Source organism: Pseudomonas sp. 05N434 (assembly GCF_056396965.1).
Genome location: NZ_JBFTMK010000311.1, coordinates 1 through 17,235, shown reverse-complemented (window position 1 = coordinate 17,235; position 17,235 = coordinate 1). Strand labels below are relative to the sequence as shown.

Sequence of the window (17,235 nt, the reverse complement as noted above, 5' to 3'; positions counted from 1 at the left end):
GATATAAGGGGACTTAGAGTGAACAAGTCGGAACTGATTGATGCTATCGCTGCATCCGCTGATATCCCGAAAGCTGCTGCTGGCCGTGCGCTGGACGCTGTAATCGAATCCGTCACTGGCGCTCTCAAGGCTGGTGATTCTGTTGTTCTGGTTGGTTTCGGTACTTTCTCCGTGACTGATCGTCCAGCTCGCATCGGTCGTAACCCACAGACCGGTAAGACGCTGGAAATCGCAGCAGCCAAAAAACCAGGTTTCAAAGCCGGTAAAGCACTGAAAGAAGCTGTCAACTAAGTTCGATTCAGGTTTTTGCCTATCCGGGTCGGGGTCATTCCTGACTTGGCAGCGGAGCGGTAGTTCAGTCGGTTAGAATACCGGCCTGTCACGCCGGGGGTCGCGGGTTCGAGTCCCGTCCGCTCCGCCAGTTACGAGAAGGCGCATCCTCGGATGCGCCTTTCTTCTATCCGGATTCTACCCACGCTCCACGGTTGCCTAATTTTGAAGTTCAACCGTTTCTGGGGGACGCATGCTGCAGAATATCAGGGACAATTCACAAGGCTGGATTGCCAAGACCATTATCGGGGTCATCGTTGCACTGATGGCTTTGACCGGTTTCGACGCTATTTTCAAGGCCACGACGCACAAAAATGACGCGGCCAAGGTCAACGGCGAAGAAATCAGCCAGAACGAGCTGAGCCAGGCGGTCGATATGCAACGCCGTCAGCTCATGCAACAGCTGGGCAAGGATTTCGATGCTTCCTTGCTCGACGAAAAAATGCTGCGCGAATCGGCCCTCAAAGGCCTGATCGATCGCAAACTGCTGCTGCAAGGCGCAGAAAAATCGAAATTCGCTTTCTCCGAAGCCGCTTTGGATCAGGTGATCCTGCAAACGCCTGAGTTCCAGGTGAACGGCAAGTTCAGCCCTGAGCGTTTCGACCAGGTCATCCGTCAACTGGGCTACAGCCGTCTGCAATTCCGTCAGATGCTGGCTCAGGAAATGCTGATCGGTCAGCTGCGCGCTGGCCTGGCCGGTAGCGGTTTCGTCACCGATGCACAGGTGTTGGCCTTCGCCCGTCTGGAAAAGCAGACCCGTGATTTYGCCACCGTGAACATCAAGGCAGACCCGGCGGCAGTGAAACTGACCGACGATGAGGTCAAGGCCTACTACGACGAACACGCCAAGGAGTTCATGACGCCAGATCAGGTGGTCATCGATTACCTTGAATTGAAGAAGGCATCGTTCTTCGATCAGGTCAGCGTCAAGGACGAAGACTTGCAAGCGGCGTATCAGAAAGAAACCGCGAACCTGTCCGAGCAACGCCGGGCTGCGCACATTCTGATCGAAGTGAACGACAAGGTGACCGAGGCGCAAGCCAAGGCCAAGATCGAAGAAGTTCAGGCGCGTCTGGCCAAAGGCGAGAGTTTCGAGGCCTTGGCCAAGGAGTTCTCCCAGGATCCAGGTTCGGCGAACAACGGCGGTGACCTCGGTTTTGCAGGTCCGGGCGTCTACGATCCAGCGTTTGAAAAAGCCCTGTATTCGTTGGCCAAGGATCAGGTCTCGGAGCCAGTTCGCACTGATTTCGGTTTCCACCTGATCAAGCTGTTGGGTGTCGAAGCGCCTGAAGTGCCAACGTTCGCCAGCCTGAAAGACAAGCTGACCCGCGAGTTGAAAACCCAGCAAGTCGAGCAGCGTTTCGTCGAAGCGACCAAGCAATTGGAAGACTCCTCGTTCGAGTCCTCTGATCTGGCCCAGCCGGCACAAGACCTGAAGCTGACCGTTCACACGTCCGCGCCATTCGGCCGTGAAGGTGGCGAAGGCGTTGCGGCCAATCGTGCCGTGGTGACCGCTGCATTCAGTCCTGAAGTGCTGGATGAGGGTGCCAACAGCACCGCCATCGAGCTGGATCCGGAAACCGTGATCGTGCTGCGCGCCAAGGAGCACCGCAAGCCTGAGCAACTGCCGCTGGAAAGCGTGGCTGCCAGCATCCGCGTGCAATTGACCAAGGAGCACGCCAGTGCCGCCGCCAAGACCAAGGCCGATCAACTGATCGCCAGCTTGCGTGATGGCAAGACTGCACTGGACAAGGCGATCGATGGTCAGAACTGGAAAGTTACCGCAACCGCGACTCGCGCTCAGGAAGGGGTCGACCCAACCGTGCTGCAAGCGTTGTTCCGCATGCCCAAGCCAGTCTCCAAGGACAAGCCGACCTTCAGCAGCGTGACTCTGGCCGATGGTAGCCTGGTGGTCGTGCGTCTGAACGGCGTGAATGAAGGCGCTGCGCCGACCGAAGAAGAGAAGGCTCAATACCGTCGCTTCCTCGCCTCGCGCATTGGCCAGCAAGACTTCGCGGCCTACCGCAAGCTGCTGGAGCGTGAGGCTGAGATCAAGCGTTTCTGATGCCTGACTGAGTTTTGCGCGACACAAAGGACCCCAGCCGAAAGGTTGGGGTTTTTTTATGGGGGAAACGAAAAGATCGCAGCCTGCGCTAGCGCTTTCAGGGGGGGCGCGCGCGGTCATCTTTAGGCGCTGCCACGGGCGGTGATTTTTTGATTTTTGCTCCGGCGGGACTTTCTCCCGAGATGATGGTCAATGAATCTGTAGCCGTTTTAGACAATCGTTGCTCCGCTAAGCATCGATCTGTTGCACAATACGCCTCGAACCGTTTTCCTCTGCAGGACCGATATGCGCTGAAAAAGACCAACAACTCCGCCAGCCTCGGCGTCGGCGTATTGGGCTCGGTATCGATGCCGATCGGCTCGTCCGATGATTCGATGGTCAAGGTCGCCAGTGAAACCGTGTCCTCGGCCAAGTTCTACGAGCGTTTCTTTACCCTGGTCGAACTGTTCCTGCCGCCGGAAGCGAAGAAGGCCGCGCACATTATCGAGAAGCCGAAAACCGAACTGGGGATGCCTGAAGCCAAGGCTGCGCCCGCTCAGTTGGCGCCAACCCCGGCACCGGCGGCAGAACCTGCACCTGCACCTGCACCAGCGCCGGCAGCCGAGCCCGCACCTGCCGCCGCGCCTGCCACTTCGGAGCCTGTTGTGCCGCCTGCTGAAACAGCGCCGATTACCCCGGCCAAGAGCACCGAGCCGACGTCGTCCACGGAAACGGTCACTCCAGTAGCGKACTCGAGCACGCTGCCGCCACCGACCGAGCCGATTTCGGCGATACCTGTCTCCGGCCAGTAATGGGCTTGCTTGTTATGGGGGCGGGTCAGACGATACCGCTCCCGTAACGTCCTTCAAGACTGATCCACATCAAGTCGGGCTGTATTCCCACAGTCCGTGTCGAAAAATCCAGTGATAAATTCCTGACCACCTGCTACGTTTTATTCAGTAGCGACGTAGTGTCGTACCCGCGTCATTTTTCTTTCATGCGGGCACTTTATGCTCAAGGCGTTGGTCATTTATTCAAGCGATTTTTTCAACAAGCGATGGGGGTTTAATAATGGACGATTATCAAGAAGAACTGCTCGAGTATCAGGCCTTTGAACTGGACCCGCTGGAACCGGCCGAAGACGCTACCGAGCTGTAATTACGCTGACTGCGGCGAAACTCGCCGGGCGTCTGGCCGTTCCAGCGTTTGAAAGCGCGCTGAAAGGCTTCGGCTGAGGCAAACCCCAGAAGATAGGCGATTTCGCCGAACGCCAGTTCAGTGTCGCGGATGTAGGTCATGGCCAGGTCACGACGTGTATCGTTGAGAATTGCACGAAATTGCGTGCCTTCCTCGGTGAGTTTGCGGCGCAAGGTCCAGGTTGGCAGCTTCAGGCGTGCCGCCACTTCTTCCAGGTCGGGTTCCCGGCCACCATTGAGCAACGGGCCCAGCAACTGAGTGATGCGTTCACGCAGGCTGCGGGTGCGTGTCAGTTGCTCAAGTTCCCGTTCACACAGTTGCAGCAGGTGCCGCCAGGTGCTCGGGCAGTGCTCCGGGTTGCGCTGGGCGAGGCTGTCCAGGCCCAGGCGCAGTTGATTCTGTTCGGCGCCAAACTGAATCGGACAGTCGCCGAGTACGGCATAGGCCTCAAGGTAATCCGGTGCATCAAATTCGATCTCGATTCGTTCGGCGCGCAGTGGGGCAGGGCTCACGCTGGACAATTGCTGCAACCAGCCAGCGATGATCGAATCCACCACGAAGCGGTTGTAGGCGTTGTAGGGGCTGATCGAATAGAACCGCAGCCAGGCGCCTTGGGCGTCTTCGTGAAAGCTCGACTGGCCTCGATAGTTGGAGCCGTACAGCGCTTCGAAACGAATCAGGCAGCGCGCCGCTTCGCGCACGGTGGGAGCCTGGGCGGCGGTGACGCCGGCCAAGCCGGCCTGGCTCAGGCGACTGAGCTGGCCCATGCGCAAACCCAGCGCCGGGTCGTCGGTCAGTTGAATAGCGCCGTGGCCCAGACGCATGTAGCGCGGGATCGACAGGCGGGCACCGGCTTCGGCCAGTCGCGCGGCGTCGAGGCCGTACTGTTCCAGCAACGGTTGTGGGTCCAGGCCATGGCTGCGCACGGCGTCGGCCAGGCTATGGACGAAGCCCACCGACAGATCCCCGAGGCGCATCGGCTGCGGTTTCATCGCTTACAACCAGAGGTTCAGCAATTGCGCGCCGCGGGCATCGCTGTCGGCGAAATGCTGCCCGTTGCTGCTGAGGAARCTTTGACCGGCGCTGCTCTTGTCCCAGAACTGACCGCGCAGGAACACACTCATGCCGGCGATGCTCTGGCTGGCCGGTGGTTGGGCGGTCAGCGTCAGCCGCTGCCAGGCCTGACCTTCGCTGAGTTCGCCGGCCTTGAGGCTGACAGAGCCCGGCGCGGGCAGGCCTCTATAGCCGCGCCATGGTTGATCCCAGGACCCACGCCCGACGACGAACGCCGGGACCGCCACCAGTTGCGCGCCTTGGGCGTCAAGTTTGCGGTAGTTGTCGGGGTACCAGCTGTCGCTGCCGATCAGCACGCCGAGGCGTCCGGCCGGGGTGTCGACGACGTTGACCGGATGATCGGAATTGCCTTGGAGCGTGCCACGTCCAGCGAATGTCGGGTGCACTTGTCGCTGGGGCTGGCCGATTGGCAGGCCGTCGCGACCGAACACCACGCTGCTGTTGTACAGCGCGCCGCGACCGATGTGCAGGGTGCCGTCGCTGACGCTCGGCTCGGGCAGCACGATGGAACCGGCCACCAGGGTCACGTGGAATTCTTTCGCCAGGCCACCGAACAGCGCCTGGTAATCCTTGGCCATGCGTTTGGCTTTCATCCGCAAGTGCGCGTCGTCGAGACGGTTGCTGCCTTCGGCGCTGATCAGGGCGCGGATGAACTGCAGCGGGTTGCTCACCGCCAGCCAGTTCATGGCTTCCTTGAGGGTGGTGGCCTGGTACAGCTCGTCTTTCTCGCCGCTGACCATCAGCCAGGTGCCGACATGTTCAGGCAGTACGACGATGGTTTTTTCATTCAGCAGGCCCTGGTCCTGGGCCTTCTGCAAATAGGCCGCGAGCTTGCGGTGCAGGCGTTCAGGGCTTTGATAGTCGGTGGGGAACAGCTCGGGCTGGATGCCCAGCAGATTGCCACGATCGGCGGGTGTGCCCTGATCGACCGCGAGATTGATGCGCAGGTCCGACAGGTAATGACCCACCGGACGGTCCGCGGCCCACATCGCGTAGGTCGTCAGAACGGCGATCAACGCCATGGAGACGGTCAGGTACAGAAGTTTGCGCATGGAAAACAGTCAGCGGCCGTGTGCAGGGTTCGCGACTAGGGTAGGGCCCATGCCAGCGCTTGCCAAGGGGCGCTGCGCATTTGGATCAATAAGTTGTCAGTTACGGTCATTGAGTGACAGCGGTGCGACTCTTAGTCTGTCGAACATGACTGACGGGGGCCGAAGAGCTCCTGCAAATTTTCCGTGATCGCTCGTTGTGGAGTTACCGATGGCCGCCGCTCATTACCCGCACCTGTTGGCCCCGCTGGACCTGGGTTTTACCACGTTGCGCAACCGTACCCTGATGGGTTCGATGCACACGGGCCTCGAGGAAAAACCCGGCGGTTTCGAGCGCATGGCCGCGTACTTTGCCGAACGTGCCCGTGGCGGCGTAGGCCTGATGGTCACTGGCGGTATCGGCCCGAACGATGAGGGTGGGGTTTACTCGGGCGCGGCCAAGCTGACCTCCGATGAAGAAGCGCTCAAACACCGGATCGTCACCCGCGCGGTGCACGAGGCGGGCGGCAAGATCTGCATGCAGATCCTGCATGCCGGGCGTTATGCCTACAGCCCGAAACAGGTGGCGCCGAGCGCGATCCAGGCGCCGATCAACCCGTTCAAGCCTAAAGAACTGGACGAGGAAGGCATCGAGAAGCAGATCAGCGATTTCGTTACCTGCTCGACCCTGGCGCAAAAAGCCGAGTACGACGGCGTCGAGATCATGGGTTCCGAAGGTTATTTCATTAACCAGTTCCTCGCCGCCCACACCAACCATCGCACTGACCGCTGGGGAGGTGTCTACGAAAACCGCATGCGCCTGCCGGTGGAAATCGTCCGTCGGGTGCGCGAAGCGGTCGGCCCGAACTTCATCATTATCTTCCGCCTGTCGATGCTCKACCTGGTGGAAGGCGGCAGCACCTGGGAAGAAATCGTGCAGTTAGCCAAGGCCATCGAGCAGGCGGGCGCGACCATCATCAACACCGGCATCGGCTGGCACGAAGCGCGGATTCCGACCATTGCCACCAAGGTGCCGCGTGCAGCGTTCAGCAAGGTCGGCCGAGCGCGGTCATCAGGTGACGCTGTTCGATTCGGCCAGCGAAATCGGCGGCCAGTTCAACATCGCCAAGCGCGTGCCGGGCAAGGAAGAGTTCTTCGAAACCCTGCGCTACTTCAACCGCAAGTTGCAGACCAGCAACGTCGAGCTGTGCCTGAACACCCGTGTGGACGTGGCGCAGCTGGTCGAGGGCGGTTACGACGAAATCATCCTCGCTACCGGCATCGCGCCGCGGGTGCCGGCGATTCCGGGTGTCGAGCACGCCAAGGTGCTGAGCTACCTGGACGTGATCCTCGAGCGTAAACCGGTGGGCAAACGCGTCGCGGTAATCGGCGCTGGCGGTATCGGTTTCGACGTGTCGGAATTCCTCGTGCACGAAGGCGTGGCCACCAGTCAGGACCGCGACGCGTTCTGGAAGGAGTGGGGTATCGATACGCACCTTGAAGCGCGTGGCGGTGTCGCGGGCATCAAGGCTGCGCCGCATGCGCCGGCCCGCGAAGTATTCCTGCTGCAACGCAAGACCTCCAAGGTCGGTGATGGCCTGGGCAAGACCACCGGCTGGATTCACCGCACCGGTCTGAAGAACAAAAAGGTGCAAATGCTCAACAGCGTCGAGTACCTGAAGATCGACGACGAAGGCCTGCACATCCGCATCGGCGAAAGCGGCGAACCGCAGGTGCTGCCGGTGGACAACATCGTGATCTGCGCCGGGCAGGATCCATTGCGCGAGTTGCACGACGGTCTGGTTGCGGCCGGGCAGAACGTGCACTTGATCGGCGGCGCGGACGTGGCGGCGGAGCTGGATGCCAAGCGTGCGATCAACCAGGGGTCGCGGTTGGCGGCTGAACTCTAACGTTCGCAGCTATCCCTTGTAGCAGCTGGCGCAGCCTGCGTTCGGCTGCGCAGCAGTCGCAAAATCAGCCATCGCGGTATTCCAGATAAACCGAGGTGTCAGGATTGACGACTGCTTCGCAGCCGAACGCAGCCTTCGGCAGCTGCTACAGGGTTCGTGCTGGCTGATAGACTCCTGTTTTTCGTCAGAACGTAACGCATCAATGCTTTTTCCTCCTGCCGACTGGCTCCCCCAAGCCCCTCTCGAACCCCTTCACCTCGACTGGCTCACCACCGCCGGCATCGACGTCGCCATCCTGCGTCTGGACCAGATCGACCCGCTGATCAGCGGCAACAAGTGGTTCAAACTCATCGAACACCTGAAAGCCGCCGACCAGAACGGCGCCCAAGGCATCATCAGCCTGGGCGGTGCTCACTCCAACCATCTCCACGCATTGGCCGCCGCAGGCAAGCGCTTCGGGTTCACCACGGTCGGTTTGCTGCGCGGGCATCCGCAAGACACCCCGACAGTAAAGGACTTGCAGGCGTTCGGCATGCAGTTGCACTGGCTGGGTTATGGCGGTTATCGAGCGCGGCATGAGCCGGGTTTCTGGCAGCCGTGGCGGGCGCAGTATCCCGAGCTGCAACCGGTGCCGGAAGGTGGTGGTGGCTTGCGTGGGGCGAAGGGCTGCATGCAGCTGGTGGCGCAGGCCCGCGAGCAACTGAGTGGTCTGGGCTGGAGCCATTACGACGGCTGGTGGCTGGCCTGCGGAACGGGCACGACCCTGGCCGGTCTGGTGCTGGCCGAGGCGGGTGAACACCCGGTGTATGGCGCGCTGGCGGTGCCCGATGATCATGGCGTGGCGCAGCAGGTCGAGATGATCGGGCGGGAAGCCGGTTGGGTCGATCCCTTGTATGAACTACTGGACGCCAGCCGTGGCGGTTTTGCCAAAGTCGATCCGCAGCTGCTTGCATTCATCGAGCAGACCGAACAGGCCAGCGGCATTCTTTTCGAGCCGCTGTACACCGGCAAAGCGCTCATGGCTCTCAAGCAACAAGTCGAAGCTGGTAAATTTCCCCAAGGCACGCGCCTGATCTTCATCCACACCGGCGGCCTGCAGGGCCGCCGGGGTTTCGAGCAAAGCGGTCGCGATTAACCGCGTTTGGGCATCATCCGCAGCAAGGTGTTATCGCGCACCACATAGTGGTGGTAAATCCCGGCCACCGCGTGCAACCCGATCAGCCAATAACCGATGGTGGCGCCGAGCTCATGCCAGCCTTGGAACTGCTTGGCCAGCGGTTTGTTTTCTTCGATCAGCAATGGCAAGTCGACGCCATAGAACATCACCCGATGCCCCTCGGCGCTGGTAGTCAGCCAACCCAGAACCGGCACGGTGATCATGAAAATATACAGTGCCCAATGCATCAGCCTGGCAACCACGGTTTGCCAGCGAGGGGAGGCGGGGAATATCTGCGGTGCCGGCCCCAGGCTGCGGGCGAACAGCCGCAACCAGACCAGCACGAACACGGTCAGGCCGAGCATGAAGTGCGCTTCCTTGATCAGCGTTCGGCCGCCACTGCCTTTGGGAAAGATCCCGCGAAATTCGATACAGGCGTAGACCAGTATTAACAGAACCAGCATCAACCAGTGCAGCGCGATCGATACGGTGCTGTAGCGTGATTCGGAATTCTTCCAGGGCATACGGTGTTTCCTCACAATTCTGGTCTGAAGTCACCGTTCTTGTTCGACGGCGTGCACTAACTGTAATCCTGTTTCGCAGGATTTGCCCGAGGCAAATGGGCCGCTCAATGCTCTAAATCAAGTGATCGACCACAAAAAAGCGTCAGTTCCATCCAAGGAACTGGCGCTTGTATTATGAGGCGAGGGGTGCGATCAGTTGGCTTGCGGCATCTCGCCGTTGGCCAGGCGCTTGTTGATGTCGGCGATCACCTCGGGCAAATCGGTGATGGTGTCGATCATGTAGTGCGGTCGCGAGCCTTCGAACAGGGCATGAATGCGCTTGCGTTCGCTGGCCAGTTGGTCGCTGCTTAGCGCGCGATAACCTTCGTAGTCCAGACCCAGCGCGTTACCGGAGCAGATCAACGCCACGGTCCACATGCCGGCACGGCGACCTTCGAGAATGCCCRGCACCGTGTCGTCGATCTTCAGGCAGGCCGCGACGTCGTCGATGCCCAGCGCAATCACATTGGCCAGGGCCTGAGCGGGCCATGGGCGGCCGTTGGGCACTTCGTCGGTGGCGACCACGTGATCGGCGACATAGCCGTTGGTGGCGGCCAGTTCCACCACTTTGTCCATGACTTGTTTCGGGTAGCCGGAGCACGAGCCGATCTTGATTCCTTGCTGACGCAGGTTGGCGATGGTGTCCAGGGCGCCCGGAATCAGTGCCGAGTGTTCGGCGATTTTTTTGATCTGCAGCGGCATGAAGCGTTGGTAGATGGCGGTGACGTCATCGTCGGTCGGCGTGCGGCCGAACACCTGGCGATAACGCTCGGCAACTGATGGCTGATCGCACAGGGTGCGGATGTGGTCCCACTTGCCCATGCCCATCGGCTCACGGGCTTCTTCGATGGAAACCTGGACGTCGAACTCGGCGAAGGCTTCGACGAAAATCTGCGTCGGGGCGATGGAGCCGAAGTCGACCACGGTGCCGGCCCAGTCGAGGATGGCGGCTTGCAGTTTGGTTGGGTTGCTGTAGTTCATGGTGATCAAATCCTGTCTTGGGGAATGTGGATCAAATCTCTAATACTTCCATCTCGCGCAGCACCTCGGCCACGGCCGCCACCGCTGCGTGCATTTCGGCCTGGTTGACGTGGCCGATGCAGCCGACCCGGAAGGTTTCGACCTGGGTCAGTTTGCCGGGGTAGAGGATGAAACCCTTGGACTTGACCCGTTCGTAGAATTCCTTGAACTGATAGCGCGGGTCTTTCGGCGCATGGAAGGTAACGATGATCGGCGCCTGGATCGCCGCGGGCAGGAAGCTGCGCAGGCCGAGTTTGGCCATGTCATCGAGCAGCACCTGGCAGTTGTTGGCGTAGCGCTGATGCCGGGCGGGCAAGCCACCTTCTTCGTGGTATTGCAGCAAGGCTTCGTGCAGCGCCGCGACCACGTGGGTCGGCGGGGTGAAACGCCATTGACCGGTCTTGGCCATGTAGGTGTGCTGATCGAACAAGTCCATCGCCAGCGAGTGCGAGTTGCCGGCGGCGTTCGCTAGCGCTTCTTTGCGAGCGAAAACGAAGCCCATCCCCGGCACGCCCTCCAGGCATTTACCCGAGGCGGCGATCAGGGCGTCGAAAGGCACCTGTTGCGCATCGATCGGCAGGGCGCCAAACGAGCTCATGGCGTCGATGATCAGGCGTTTGCCGTGCTRCTCGATGACGTGGGCGATTTCTGCCAGTGGGTTGAGGATGCCGGTGCTGGTTTCGCAGTGAATCAAGGCGACGTGGGTGATGCTGGCGTCGGCCCGCAGCAAGCGGTCGACGTCGACGGCGGTGGTCGGCTCGTCTTCGGCGGTTTCGAAGGTGTTGAACGAACGGCCGAGCACTTCGCAGATCTTCGCCAGGCGTTTGCCGTAGGCGCCGTTGATCAGCACCAGGACTTTGCCGTCCCGGGGCACCAGCGTGCCGATCGCCGCTTCGACCGCGAACGTGCCGCTGCCTTGCAGGGGCACGCAGTGGTGGCTGTCGCCGGCGTTGATGATCACCAATCACCTTGCTGCGCCGCACCGCGCGGCGGGTCGAGTTGACGGAAGAGGGCACCAGGCTCGCGGCGATCACCCGGGCAATGTTCGGCCTGGCCGAAGAAGCGCAGGCGATGCTGGAGGCCAACCGGCAGCTACTCACCGGGCGCCTGGAAGTGGCGGCGGATGGCCCGCACATGGTCATGCCGATGCTCGCCAGCCTGCGTGCGCGTTATCCGGGGATCACCGTGAACCTGCGGTTGGGCAATGCCCAGGAAACCCTCGCGGCGTTGCTGTCGGAGCATGCCGACGTGGCGGTGCTGACCGAAGTGGAGCCGCGCAAAGGGTTGCATCTGCAAGGGTTGAGCGAGTCGAGGATTTGCGCGTTGGTGCCCGCGGGCCATCCGTGGGCGCAGCAGTCGCAAGGGCTGCCGCTCAAGGCGCTGGATCAGGTGATCATGGTGCTGCGCGAGCCGAGTTCGATTACCCGGCGCACGTTCGACGAGGCGTGCGTTCAGGCCGGGGTCAATCCACGGGTGTTGCTGGAACTGGACAGTCGCGAGGCCGTGACCGAGGCAGTGGCCGCCGAGTTAGGCGTGGGCGTGGTGTCGTCGGTGGAAGTCAGCCACGACCCACGGGTGGCGGCGGTGCCGATCATTGGCGAGGGGCTGGTCAATCGGCACATGATCGGTTGTATGGAACGGCGGCGGGATTTGCGCTTGATACAGGCGTTTTTTGGGCTGGCGCCCGTCGGGTAGACCGCGGCGCGGCTATCGCGGGCAAGCCACGCTCCCACAGGTTTTGCGTCGTACGCAAGGTTGGCGGCCAGCATAAATTCCTGTGGGAGCGGCCCGGTAAAATCACGGCATGGGATCCGAGCGGTTGATCAGCCAGTCGAGCAGTAGATGCGCATCGCGGCGCGGCTCGGGAGCGGGACGGGAAGGCTGGAGGTGGCTCATGCCGGCACACAACACCGGCCGGTCCGGGTCGCTGTCGAGAAAACTGACCAACACTTCGGTGCCGGCCAAGGGCAGCCTGGACGGATCGATCCGACCGTCCGGTGCTGCGAGGGCGACCGGTAGCCAGAGCCCAACGGACTCATCCGCCTCGAACCCCGGTTTCGGCCACAAGCAGACCTGTATTCGGCCTTGCTCATCGAGTGCCGCCGGTTGCCCGACGGGGCCCAGCACCCGGGCGGTCTGATAGCCCGGGATGCTCGGCCTGACCTGTTTGAGCGCCGGCCTGAACACCGTTGACCAGGGAATGGCGGTGAAACGATTGCTGTAGCGCCCGGCCATGTCATGGCCGGGCTTGTCCTCGGCGAGAATCGACGGCTGCTGCCCCTGGTGCTGGATGTTGGTGAGCAGCCACTGATCGTTGAAGCTCGAGAGCGGGTGCTGCGCCACTTGTACGATTCGTCCGCTGCGCAGCTCGTTCAGGGTGCTTTGGCCGTGGATCTGCCGGTGCTGGCAACGCAGGCGTTCCAGCGAGCGGCGGCCCAGCTGTTCGCGATGAAGCTGTTCGGGCGCAGGTCTTGCCGTAACCGGGCCCGTTCCGGTGAGCGGGTGGTTGGCCGCGCCRTCGCCGATCACGTGCGCGCCGCGGTTTCTGGCATCCCATTGTGCCGGGGCGGGGTCCGGGTCATGGCGCTGGAACAGTTCGCTGATCGCCGGCAAGAGCGGGTCGTTGAACACGTCGGCATGGAACGGCATCAGCAGCGGTTCCTGCGGGAAACTCAGGCTGTCATCGGCCAGGACCAGCACGTGCCCGTCGTGCTGATGTTCGAAGTGGAAGTGGATGCCTTCTTCTTCACACAGCCGCTGCATGAAGGCCAGATCGCTCTCATCGTACTGAATGCAAAAGGGCCGCAGCGGGTAGTGGCCGCAGGTCAGGTCGAAGCGATAGCTGTGCTCGGGCAGCTGATGCTTTTCCAGCAACTGACGCATGATCGCCGGCACGCTGAGACGATGAAAAACCCGACGCGAGCTGTGCAACTGAAGTCGTTGCAGATGGGGCGCCAGCACCAGTGAGTAGCCGACCCGATACGGGCCGCGATGTTCGCGGCTGACGCTGTGGATCACGCCGTGAATGCCCTGATCAGCCGACAGCCTCAGGAACGCCGGCTGTTGCAGCAACCGATCCAGGTTCATCGCCGGCGCGAGGCCGATCACCTCGATGTCGAATCGATAGGGCTGGTTGAGGCCCTCGCGGCCATTGAACTGCAACACCTGCAAACTCAGACCGCTGTCGAGGAGTGTCAGGGTGTAGGGGCTTTCCTTGTCGTTGTGCATCGAGCGCGCTTCTGCCTTGGAGAACGGGCGCAGAGGGTACGAAACCATAGCCCTGAAGCGTCACCGCAAATCGACTTTTCAGAATCGCCCTACAAACGCTGGTGAAGATGTCGACCCGTCGTGGGCTGAAGATGTTGGAATTTTTTGGTCGATTGGCATCTTTAGGCCGTATAAACTTGCGCTACGCGTCGGCCAATAGATGTCTCGGCGCCACAGATCAAGAGAGTGAGTAATGGGCGCAYAGTGGAAGGTTAAACACAAAGAAGCGGCAGCCAACGCCAAGGGCAAGATCTTCGGCAAACTGGTGAAGGAAATCACCATTGCTGCGCGCAACGGTGCCGATACCGCCACCAACGCACACCTGCGTCTGGTGGTCGAACAGGCGAAAAAAGCCTCGATGCCTCGCGAAACCCTGGAACGCGCGATCAAGAAAGGCTCCGGCCAGCTCGGCGAAACCGTGCAATACCATCGCGTGACGTATGAAGGGTTCGCACCGCATCAGGTGCCGCTGATCGTTGAATGCGTGACTGACAACATCAACCGCACCGTCGCTGAAATCCGCGTGGCGTTCCGCAAGGGCCAGTTGGGCGCTTCCGGTTCGGTGGCCTGGGACTTCAACCACGTCGGCATGATCGAGGCGTCCCCGGACAGCCCTGACGCCGATCCGGAAATGGCCGCGATCGAAGCCGGCGCCCAGGATTTCGAGCCGGGCGAAGACGGCGCGACGCTGTTCCTGACCGACCCTGCGGACCTGGATGCGGTACAGAAAGCGCTGCCGGAGCAAGGCTTCACCGTGTTGTCGGCCAAGTTGGGTTATCAGCCGAAGAACCCGGTGAGCGGCTTGAGCGACGAGCAGATGGCAGAAGTCGAAGCGTTCCTCGAAGGCCTCGATAACCACGATGACGTACAGGACATGTTTGTCGGGTTGGCGGGTTAAGCGGTTCTGACCGTTGTGATTTAACCTGTGGTGAGGGAGCTCCCTCGCCACAGGTTCTATATTTGCCGCTAGTTGAACGCAGCCATCTCCCGCACCACCTCACTGAACCCCGGCCGCGCCAACACATCCGGCTGACAGCAGCGCTGTTGTAAATCCTCTAACGCGACCCGCTGTTCAGCGCTCAACCCTGAGTCGATCCGCTCCAGCAATTCTCCCAGCAAAATCCCGAACGCCCGTACCTCGATCCGTTGCAGCGCGCGGCTTTCAAGGCTGTCCGAGGTGGCATGGAAAGATGCCGCGCCAAAATCCCCCAACAGACAATCGCCATGCTCGTTCCACAGAATGTTGTGGCCATAGAGGTCGCCGTGGGTGATGCCTTGGCGGTGCAGGTGTTCGGCCACCGAGGCGATGCCACTGGCGATGCGCATTGCCACGCCGGCGCTGAACCGGGTGTCGTCGGCATAGATGTCGCGGGAGCAGGACGCCAGGCTCGGCAGGCTGGCCAGGTTGCGGTAGCTCGGATCGATCAGTTGCATCACCAGCCCGGCTTGCGCCTGTGGGTGCCCGACGATCCGCCCTTCGACCCGGATCAGGTTGGGGTGGATACCGGCAGTGATGCAGGCGTTCATTTCGTGCAACGGCGAGCCGTCGCTGGTCATCTCGCCTTTGTAGAGTTTTACCGCGACCTGTTTTGTCTGCTCCCACAACGCCTGATGAATGACCCCCGACGCGCCTTCGCCGAGTTTCTGCTCCAGGCTCAGCTCGGACCAGGGAATGCTCGTCGTGGCTTCAAGTGCGGCCGCATCGGCTTCGGTCTCCAATGGATTACCGGCGTACGCCAGCCAGGTCAGGCCCGGCAGGGTCAGCAGCCATTCGGGAAGCTCGGTGAGCTGATTGGCGGCAATGCGGATCAGTTCAAGTCGATGACAGTGGCTCAGGCTCTCGGGCAAACGCTGTAAGCGGTTACCGGCGAGCATGAGTTTTTGCAGGTACGGGCGCTCGCCCAGTTCGGTTGGCAGATCCGTGATGCGGTTGTCGGTCAGGATCAGCCAGCGCAACAGCGGCGGCAGGGCGGCGGCCGGCACGTGTTCGATGGCGTTGGCCTTGAAACCGATCATTGTCAGCGCCGTACACTGGCCGAGGCAGGCGGGCAGTTCGGTGAACTGATTGTCCGAGCAGAACAGCACGCGCAAACGGGTCAGGCGGTGCAGATCGTCCGGYAGGCTGCGCAAGGCGTTGCCGCTGAGGTTGAGCACTTCCAGCGAGTCCGCCAGGTCGAAGATTYCCCGGGGGAATTCGGTCAGGCCACAGACCAGGTCCAGGCGGGTGATACCCGACAGTTGGCCGGCGCGCAGTTGTGCGAGGGTGTGCATAGGCAGGTTCGCTATTGATCTGAAGGAAGGCGCTGGGGCCTGGAAATGGGCGACATGATAGCGGGAAAGTGGTGGTGGTTGTCAGGCGAGTTCCCTGACTTCCAGTAACTGCCCCAGCCGGCTGCGCGTGCGCGCCAGGTCGATRGCATCGCCATCCAGGCATTCGCGCAATGACTGGTGGCCGAGCAGAATCAGGTGTTTGTCCTGGTCGTACAAGACGTCGATCAGGTTGATGAAGCGTTGCTGGGCGGCGATTGAACAGCCGGCGAGGCTGGGCAGTTTGTCGATGATCCAGCGGTCGAAGCGCCGGCACAGTTCCAGGTAGTCCATGACGGCGGTGGGGTGTTCGCACAAGTCGGCGAAGGTGAAGCCAATGGTTCGCCCTTCGCAGTATCGGGCTTGAAGGTGTCGTGTCCCGACGGGCAGCCGAATGGGCGGTGCGTCGTGTTCGAGCAGGTGCAGCGCCTGACGCTGGCTCACCGTGGCCGGCCAGACGTACTGGCCCTGGGTAAACAGCTGCTGCGCACGGGGTCGCGCCTGACTGCGGTAATCATGGGGGCCGCCGACTTCCATCACCTGCATGCGCGTGTTGATCAGGTCGATCACCGGTTTGAAACGGGCATGGTAAAGCGGGTTGGGCAGTAAACCTTCCGGCGGGTAGTTTGAGGTCACCAGCAGCAGAATCCCCCGGCGAAACAGCGCCTTGAACAACCGCGTGATGAGCATCGCATCGCCGATGTCATGCACGTGGAATTCATCGAAACACAGCACCCGGCAGTCTTGCAGCAGTTCGTCGAGGGTGGTTGCCAGCGCATCGGGCTGATCGCGATGGCTGAACATGCCCTGGTGCAACTGCGCAAAAAACTCATGGAAGTGCAGGCGCTGTTTTGCCGTGACGGGGATGGCCTGGAAAAAACCGTCGAGCAGCCAGCTCTTGCCGCGCCYGACCGCACCATGGAGGTAAAGTCCGGGGAGTGGCGTCGATGACCCCGGCAGCGCCGACGCGTGCTGCGCCATGCAGTCGATCACGCGCAACTGGCTGTGGCTGAGGGTGTAGCCCTGAACATGGGCCTTGTGGCGGAAGTAGTCGTGGATCACCCGGCCTTGCGCGCTGCCACTGGATGGCGCCGCGAATGCCTTGCCGAAAAAACGGCGTAGCGCGGACCAGCGTGGTGTGAGTTGCGGACGGTTGGGCGGTCGTACGGCCAATGTGATGTCACCCCGTAATCTTCAGGCCGGCTCCCCCTGAGCCGCAGCGGCGTAGTTTAACCAAGAGGGTAATTTCCCTTCCACTGCTGCCGACCAAGCTTTTGTGTCGAGAAGGCTTTTGTGGCGAGGGAGCTTGCTCCCGTTGGGCTGCGAAGCGGCCCCAAAA

The 17,235-nt window shown here is 61.3% G+C and carries 12 protein-coding genes, 1 tRNA gene and 3 pseudogenes; 8 read left to right on the top strand and 8 right to left on the bottom strand.

Annotated features, from left to right (window positions below; genetic code table 11):
- Positions 1 to 18: 18 nt before the first annotated feature.
- From AC1DLB_RS18955 to AC1DLB_RS18940, 4 genes are all read left to right on the top strand, one after another.
- Positions 19 to 291, top strand: a complete 273-nt coding sequence (locus AC1DLB_RS18955; RefSeq protein ID WP_002552737.1) for an HU family DNA-binding protein — start codon at positions 19 to 21, stop codon at positions 289 to 291.
- Positions 292 to 344: 53 nt separating this feature from the next.
- Positions 345 to 421: transfer RNA gene (locus AC1DLB_RS18950), tRNA-Asp, on the top strand.
- A gap of 102 nt (positions 422 to 523) precedes the next feature.
- Positions 524 to 2,395, top strand: coding sequence for a SurA N-terminal domain-containing protein (locus AC1DLB_RS18945; RefSeq protein ID WP_019648408.1), 1,872 nt, complete (start codon positions 524 to 526; stop codon positions 2,393 to 2,395).
- Between the two features lie 182 nt (positions 2,396 to 2,577).
- A complete protein-coding gene (locus AC1DLB_RS18940) occupies positions 2,578 to 3,186 on the top strand; it encodes a DUF2242 domain-containing protein (protein ID WP_477785435.1) in 609 nt (202 codons plus the stop codon).
- A gap of 291 nt (positions 3,187 to 3,477) precedes the next feature.
- Here the strand turns inward: AC1DLB_RS18940 and AC1DLB_RS18935 are convergent, their stop codons facing one another.
- Together AC1DLB_RS18935 and AC1DLB_RS18930 are read right to left on the bottom strand one after the other, a co-directional pair.
- The gene (locus AC1DLB_RS18935) at positions 3,478 to 4,563 is read right to left on the bottom strand and encodes an AraC family transcriptional regulator (RefSeq protein ID WP_018925427.1); all 1,086 of its coding nucleotides are present in this window, start codon (positions 4,561 to 4,563) and stop codon (positions 3,478 to 3,480) included.
- Positions 4,564 to 4,566: 3 nt separating this feature from the next.
- Positions 4,567 to 5,697: a carbon-nitrogen hydrolase family protein gene (locus AC1DLB_RS18930; protein ID WP_064618903.1), complete on the bottom strand. Its 1,131-nt coding sequence runs from the start codon at positions 5,695 to 5,697 to the stop codon at positions 4,567 to 4,569.
- Positions 5,698 to 5,905: 208 nt separating this feature from the next.
- Here AC1DLB_RS18930 and AC1DLB_RS18925 point away from each other — a divergent pair.
- A pseudogene (locus AC1DLB_RS18925) lies at positions 5,906 to 7,583 on the top strand (oxidoreductase).
- A 202-nt stretch (positions 7,584 to 7,785) separates the two neighbouring features.
- On the top strand, positions 7,786 to 8,718 hold the full coding sequence (locus AC1DLB_RS18920; protein WP_064618897.1) for a 1-aminocyclopropane-1-carboxylate deaminase/D-cysteine desulfhydrase: 933 nt from the start codon (positions 7,786 to 7,788) through the stop codon (positions 8,716 to 8,718).
- On the opposite strand, the gene AC1DLB_RS18915 is transcribed toward AC1DLB_RS18920, so the two are convergent.
- The 3 genes and pseudogenes from AC1DLB_RS18915 to AC1DLB_RS18905 all read right to left on the bottom strand — a co-directional run.
- Entirely contained in the window at positions 8,715 to 9,263 is a 549-nt protein-coding gene (locus AC1DLB_RS18915) for a cytochrome b (protein WP_018925431.1), read from the bottom strand. The genes AC1DLB_RS18920 and AC1DLB_RS18915 overlap by 4 nt on opposite strands.
- A gap of 192 nt (positions 9,264 to 9,455) precedes the next feature.
- On the bottom strand, positions 9,456 to 10,283 hold the full coding sequence (phnX, locus tag AC1DLB_RS18910) for a phosphonoacetaldehyde hydrolase (RefSeq protein ID WP_477785434.1): 828 nt from the start codon (positions 10,281 to 10,283) through the stop codon (positions 9,456 to 9,458).
- A gap of 31 nt (positions 10,284 to 10,314) precedes the next feature.
- A pseudogene (locus tag AC1DLB_RS18905) lies at positions 10,315 to 11,286 on the bottom strand (2-aminoethylphosphonate--pyruvate transaminase); the annotation flags it as partial.
- Here AC1DLB_RS18905 and AC1DLB_RS18900 point away from each other — a divergent pair.
- Positions 11,286 to 12,017, top strand: a pseudogene (locus AC1DLB_RS18900) (LysR substrate-binding domain-containing protein); the annotation flags it as partial. The pseudogenes AC1DLB_RS18905 and AC1DLB_RS18900 overlap by 1 nt on opposite strands.
- Positions 12,018 to 12,119: 102 nt before the next feature.
- Here the strand turns inward: AC1DLB_RS18900 and AC1DLB_RS18895 are convergent.
- A complete protein-coding gene (locus tag AC1DLB_RS18895; RefSeq protein WP_477743823.1) occupies positions 12,120 to 13,550 on the bottom strand; it encodes a type VI secretion system Vgr family protein in 1,431 nt (476 codons plus the stop codon).
- Positions 13,551 to 13,782: 232 nt separating this feature from the next.
- On the opposite strand from AC1DLB_RS18895, the gene AC1DLB_RS18890 reads away from it, so the two are divergent.
- Positions 13,783 to 14,487: a YebC/PmpR family DNA-binding transcriptional regulator gene (locus tag AC1DLB_RS18890; protein WP_477785433.1), complete on the top strand. Its 705-nt coding sequence runs from the start codon at positions 13,783 to 13,785 to the stop codon at positions 14,485 to 14,487.
- 68 nt (positions 14,488 to 14,555) lie between these two features.
- Here AC1DLB_RS18890 and AC1DLB_RS18885 read toward each other — a convergent pair whose 3' ends face one another.
- Together AC1DLB_RS18885 and zapE are read right to left on the bottom strand one after the other, a co-directional pair.
- Complete coding sequence (locus AC1DLB_RS18885) at positions 14,556 to 15,860, bottom strand: leucine-rich repeat-containing protein kinase family protein (protein ID WP_477785432.1); 1,305 nt, start codon at positions 15,858 to 15,860, stop codon at positions 14,556 to 14,558.
- An 81-nt stretch (positions 15,861 to 15,941) separates the two neighbouring features.
- A complete protein-coding gene (gene zapE, locus AC1DLB_RS18880; RefSeq protein ID WP_477785431.1) occupies positions 15,942 to 17,069 on the bottom strand; it encodes a cell division protein ZapE in 1,128 nt (375 codons plus the stop codon).
- Positions 17,070 to 17,235 lie beyond the last annotated feature (166 nt).

Bases quoted from the DNA above. Each gene is read 5' to 3' on its own strand.
- AC1DLB_RS18935 (WP_018925427.1), bottom strand. From the start codon at position 4,563: ATGAAACCGCAGCCGATGCGCCTCGGGGATCTGTCGGTGGGCTTCGTC.
- AC1DLB_RS18920 (WP_064618897.1), top strand. From the start codon at position 7,786: ATGCTTTTTCCTCCTGCCGACTGGCTCCCCCAAGCCCCTCTCGAACCC.
- AC1DLB_RS18915 (WP_018925431.1), bottom strand. From the start codon at position 9,263: ATGCCCTGGAAGAATTCCGAATCACGCTACAGCACCGTATCGATCGCG.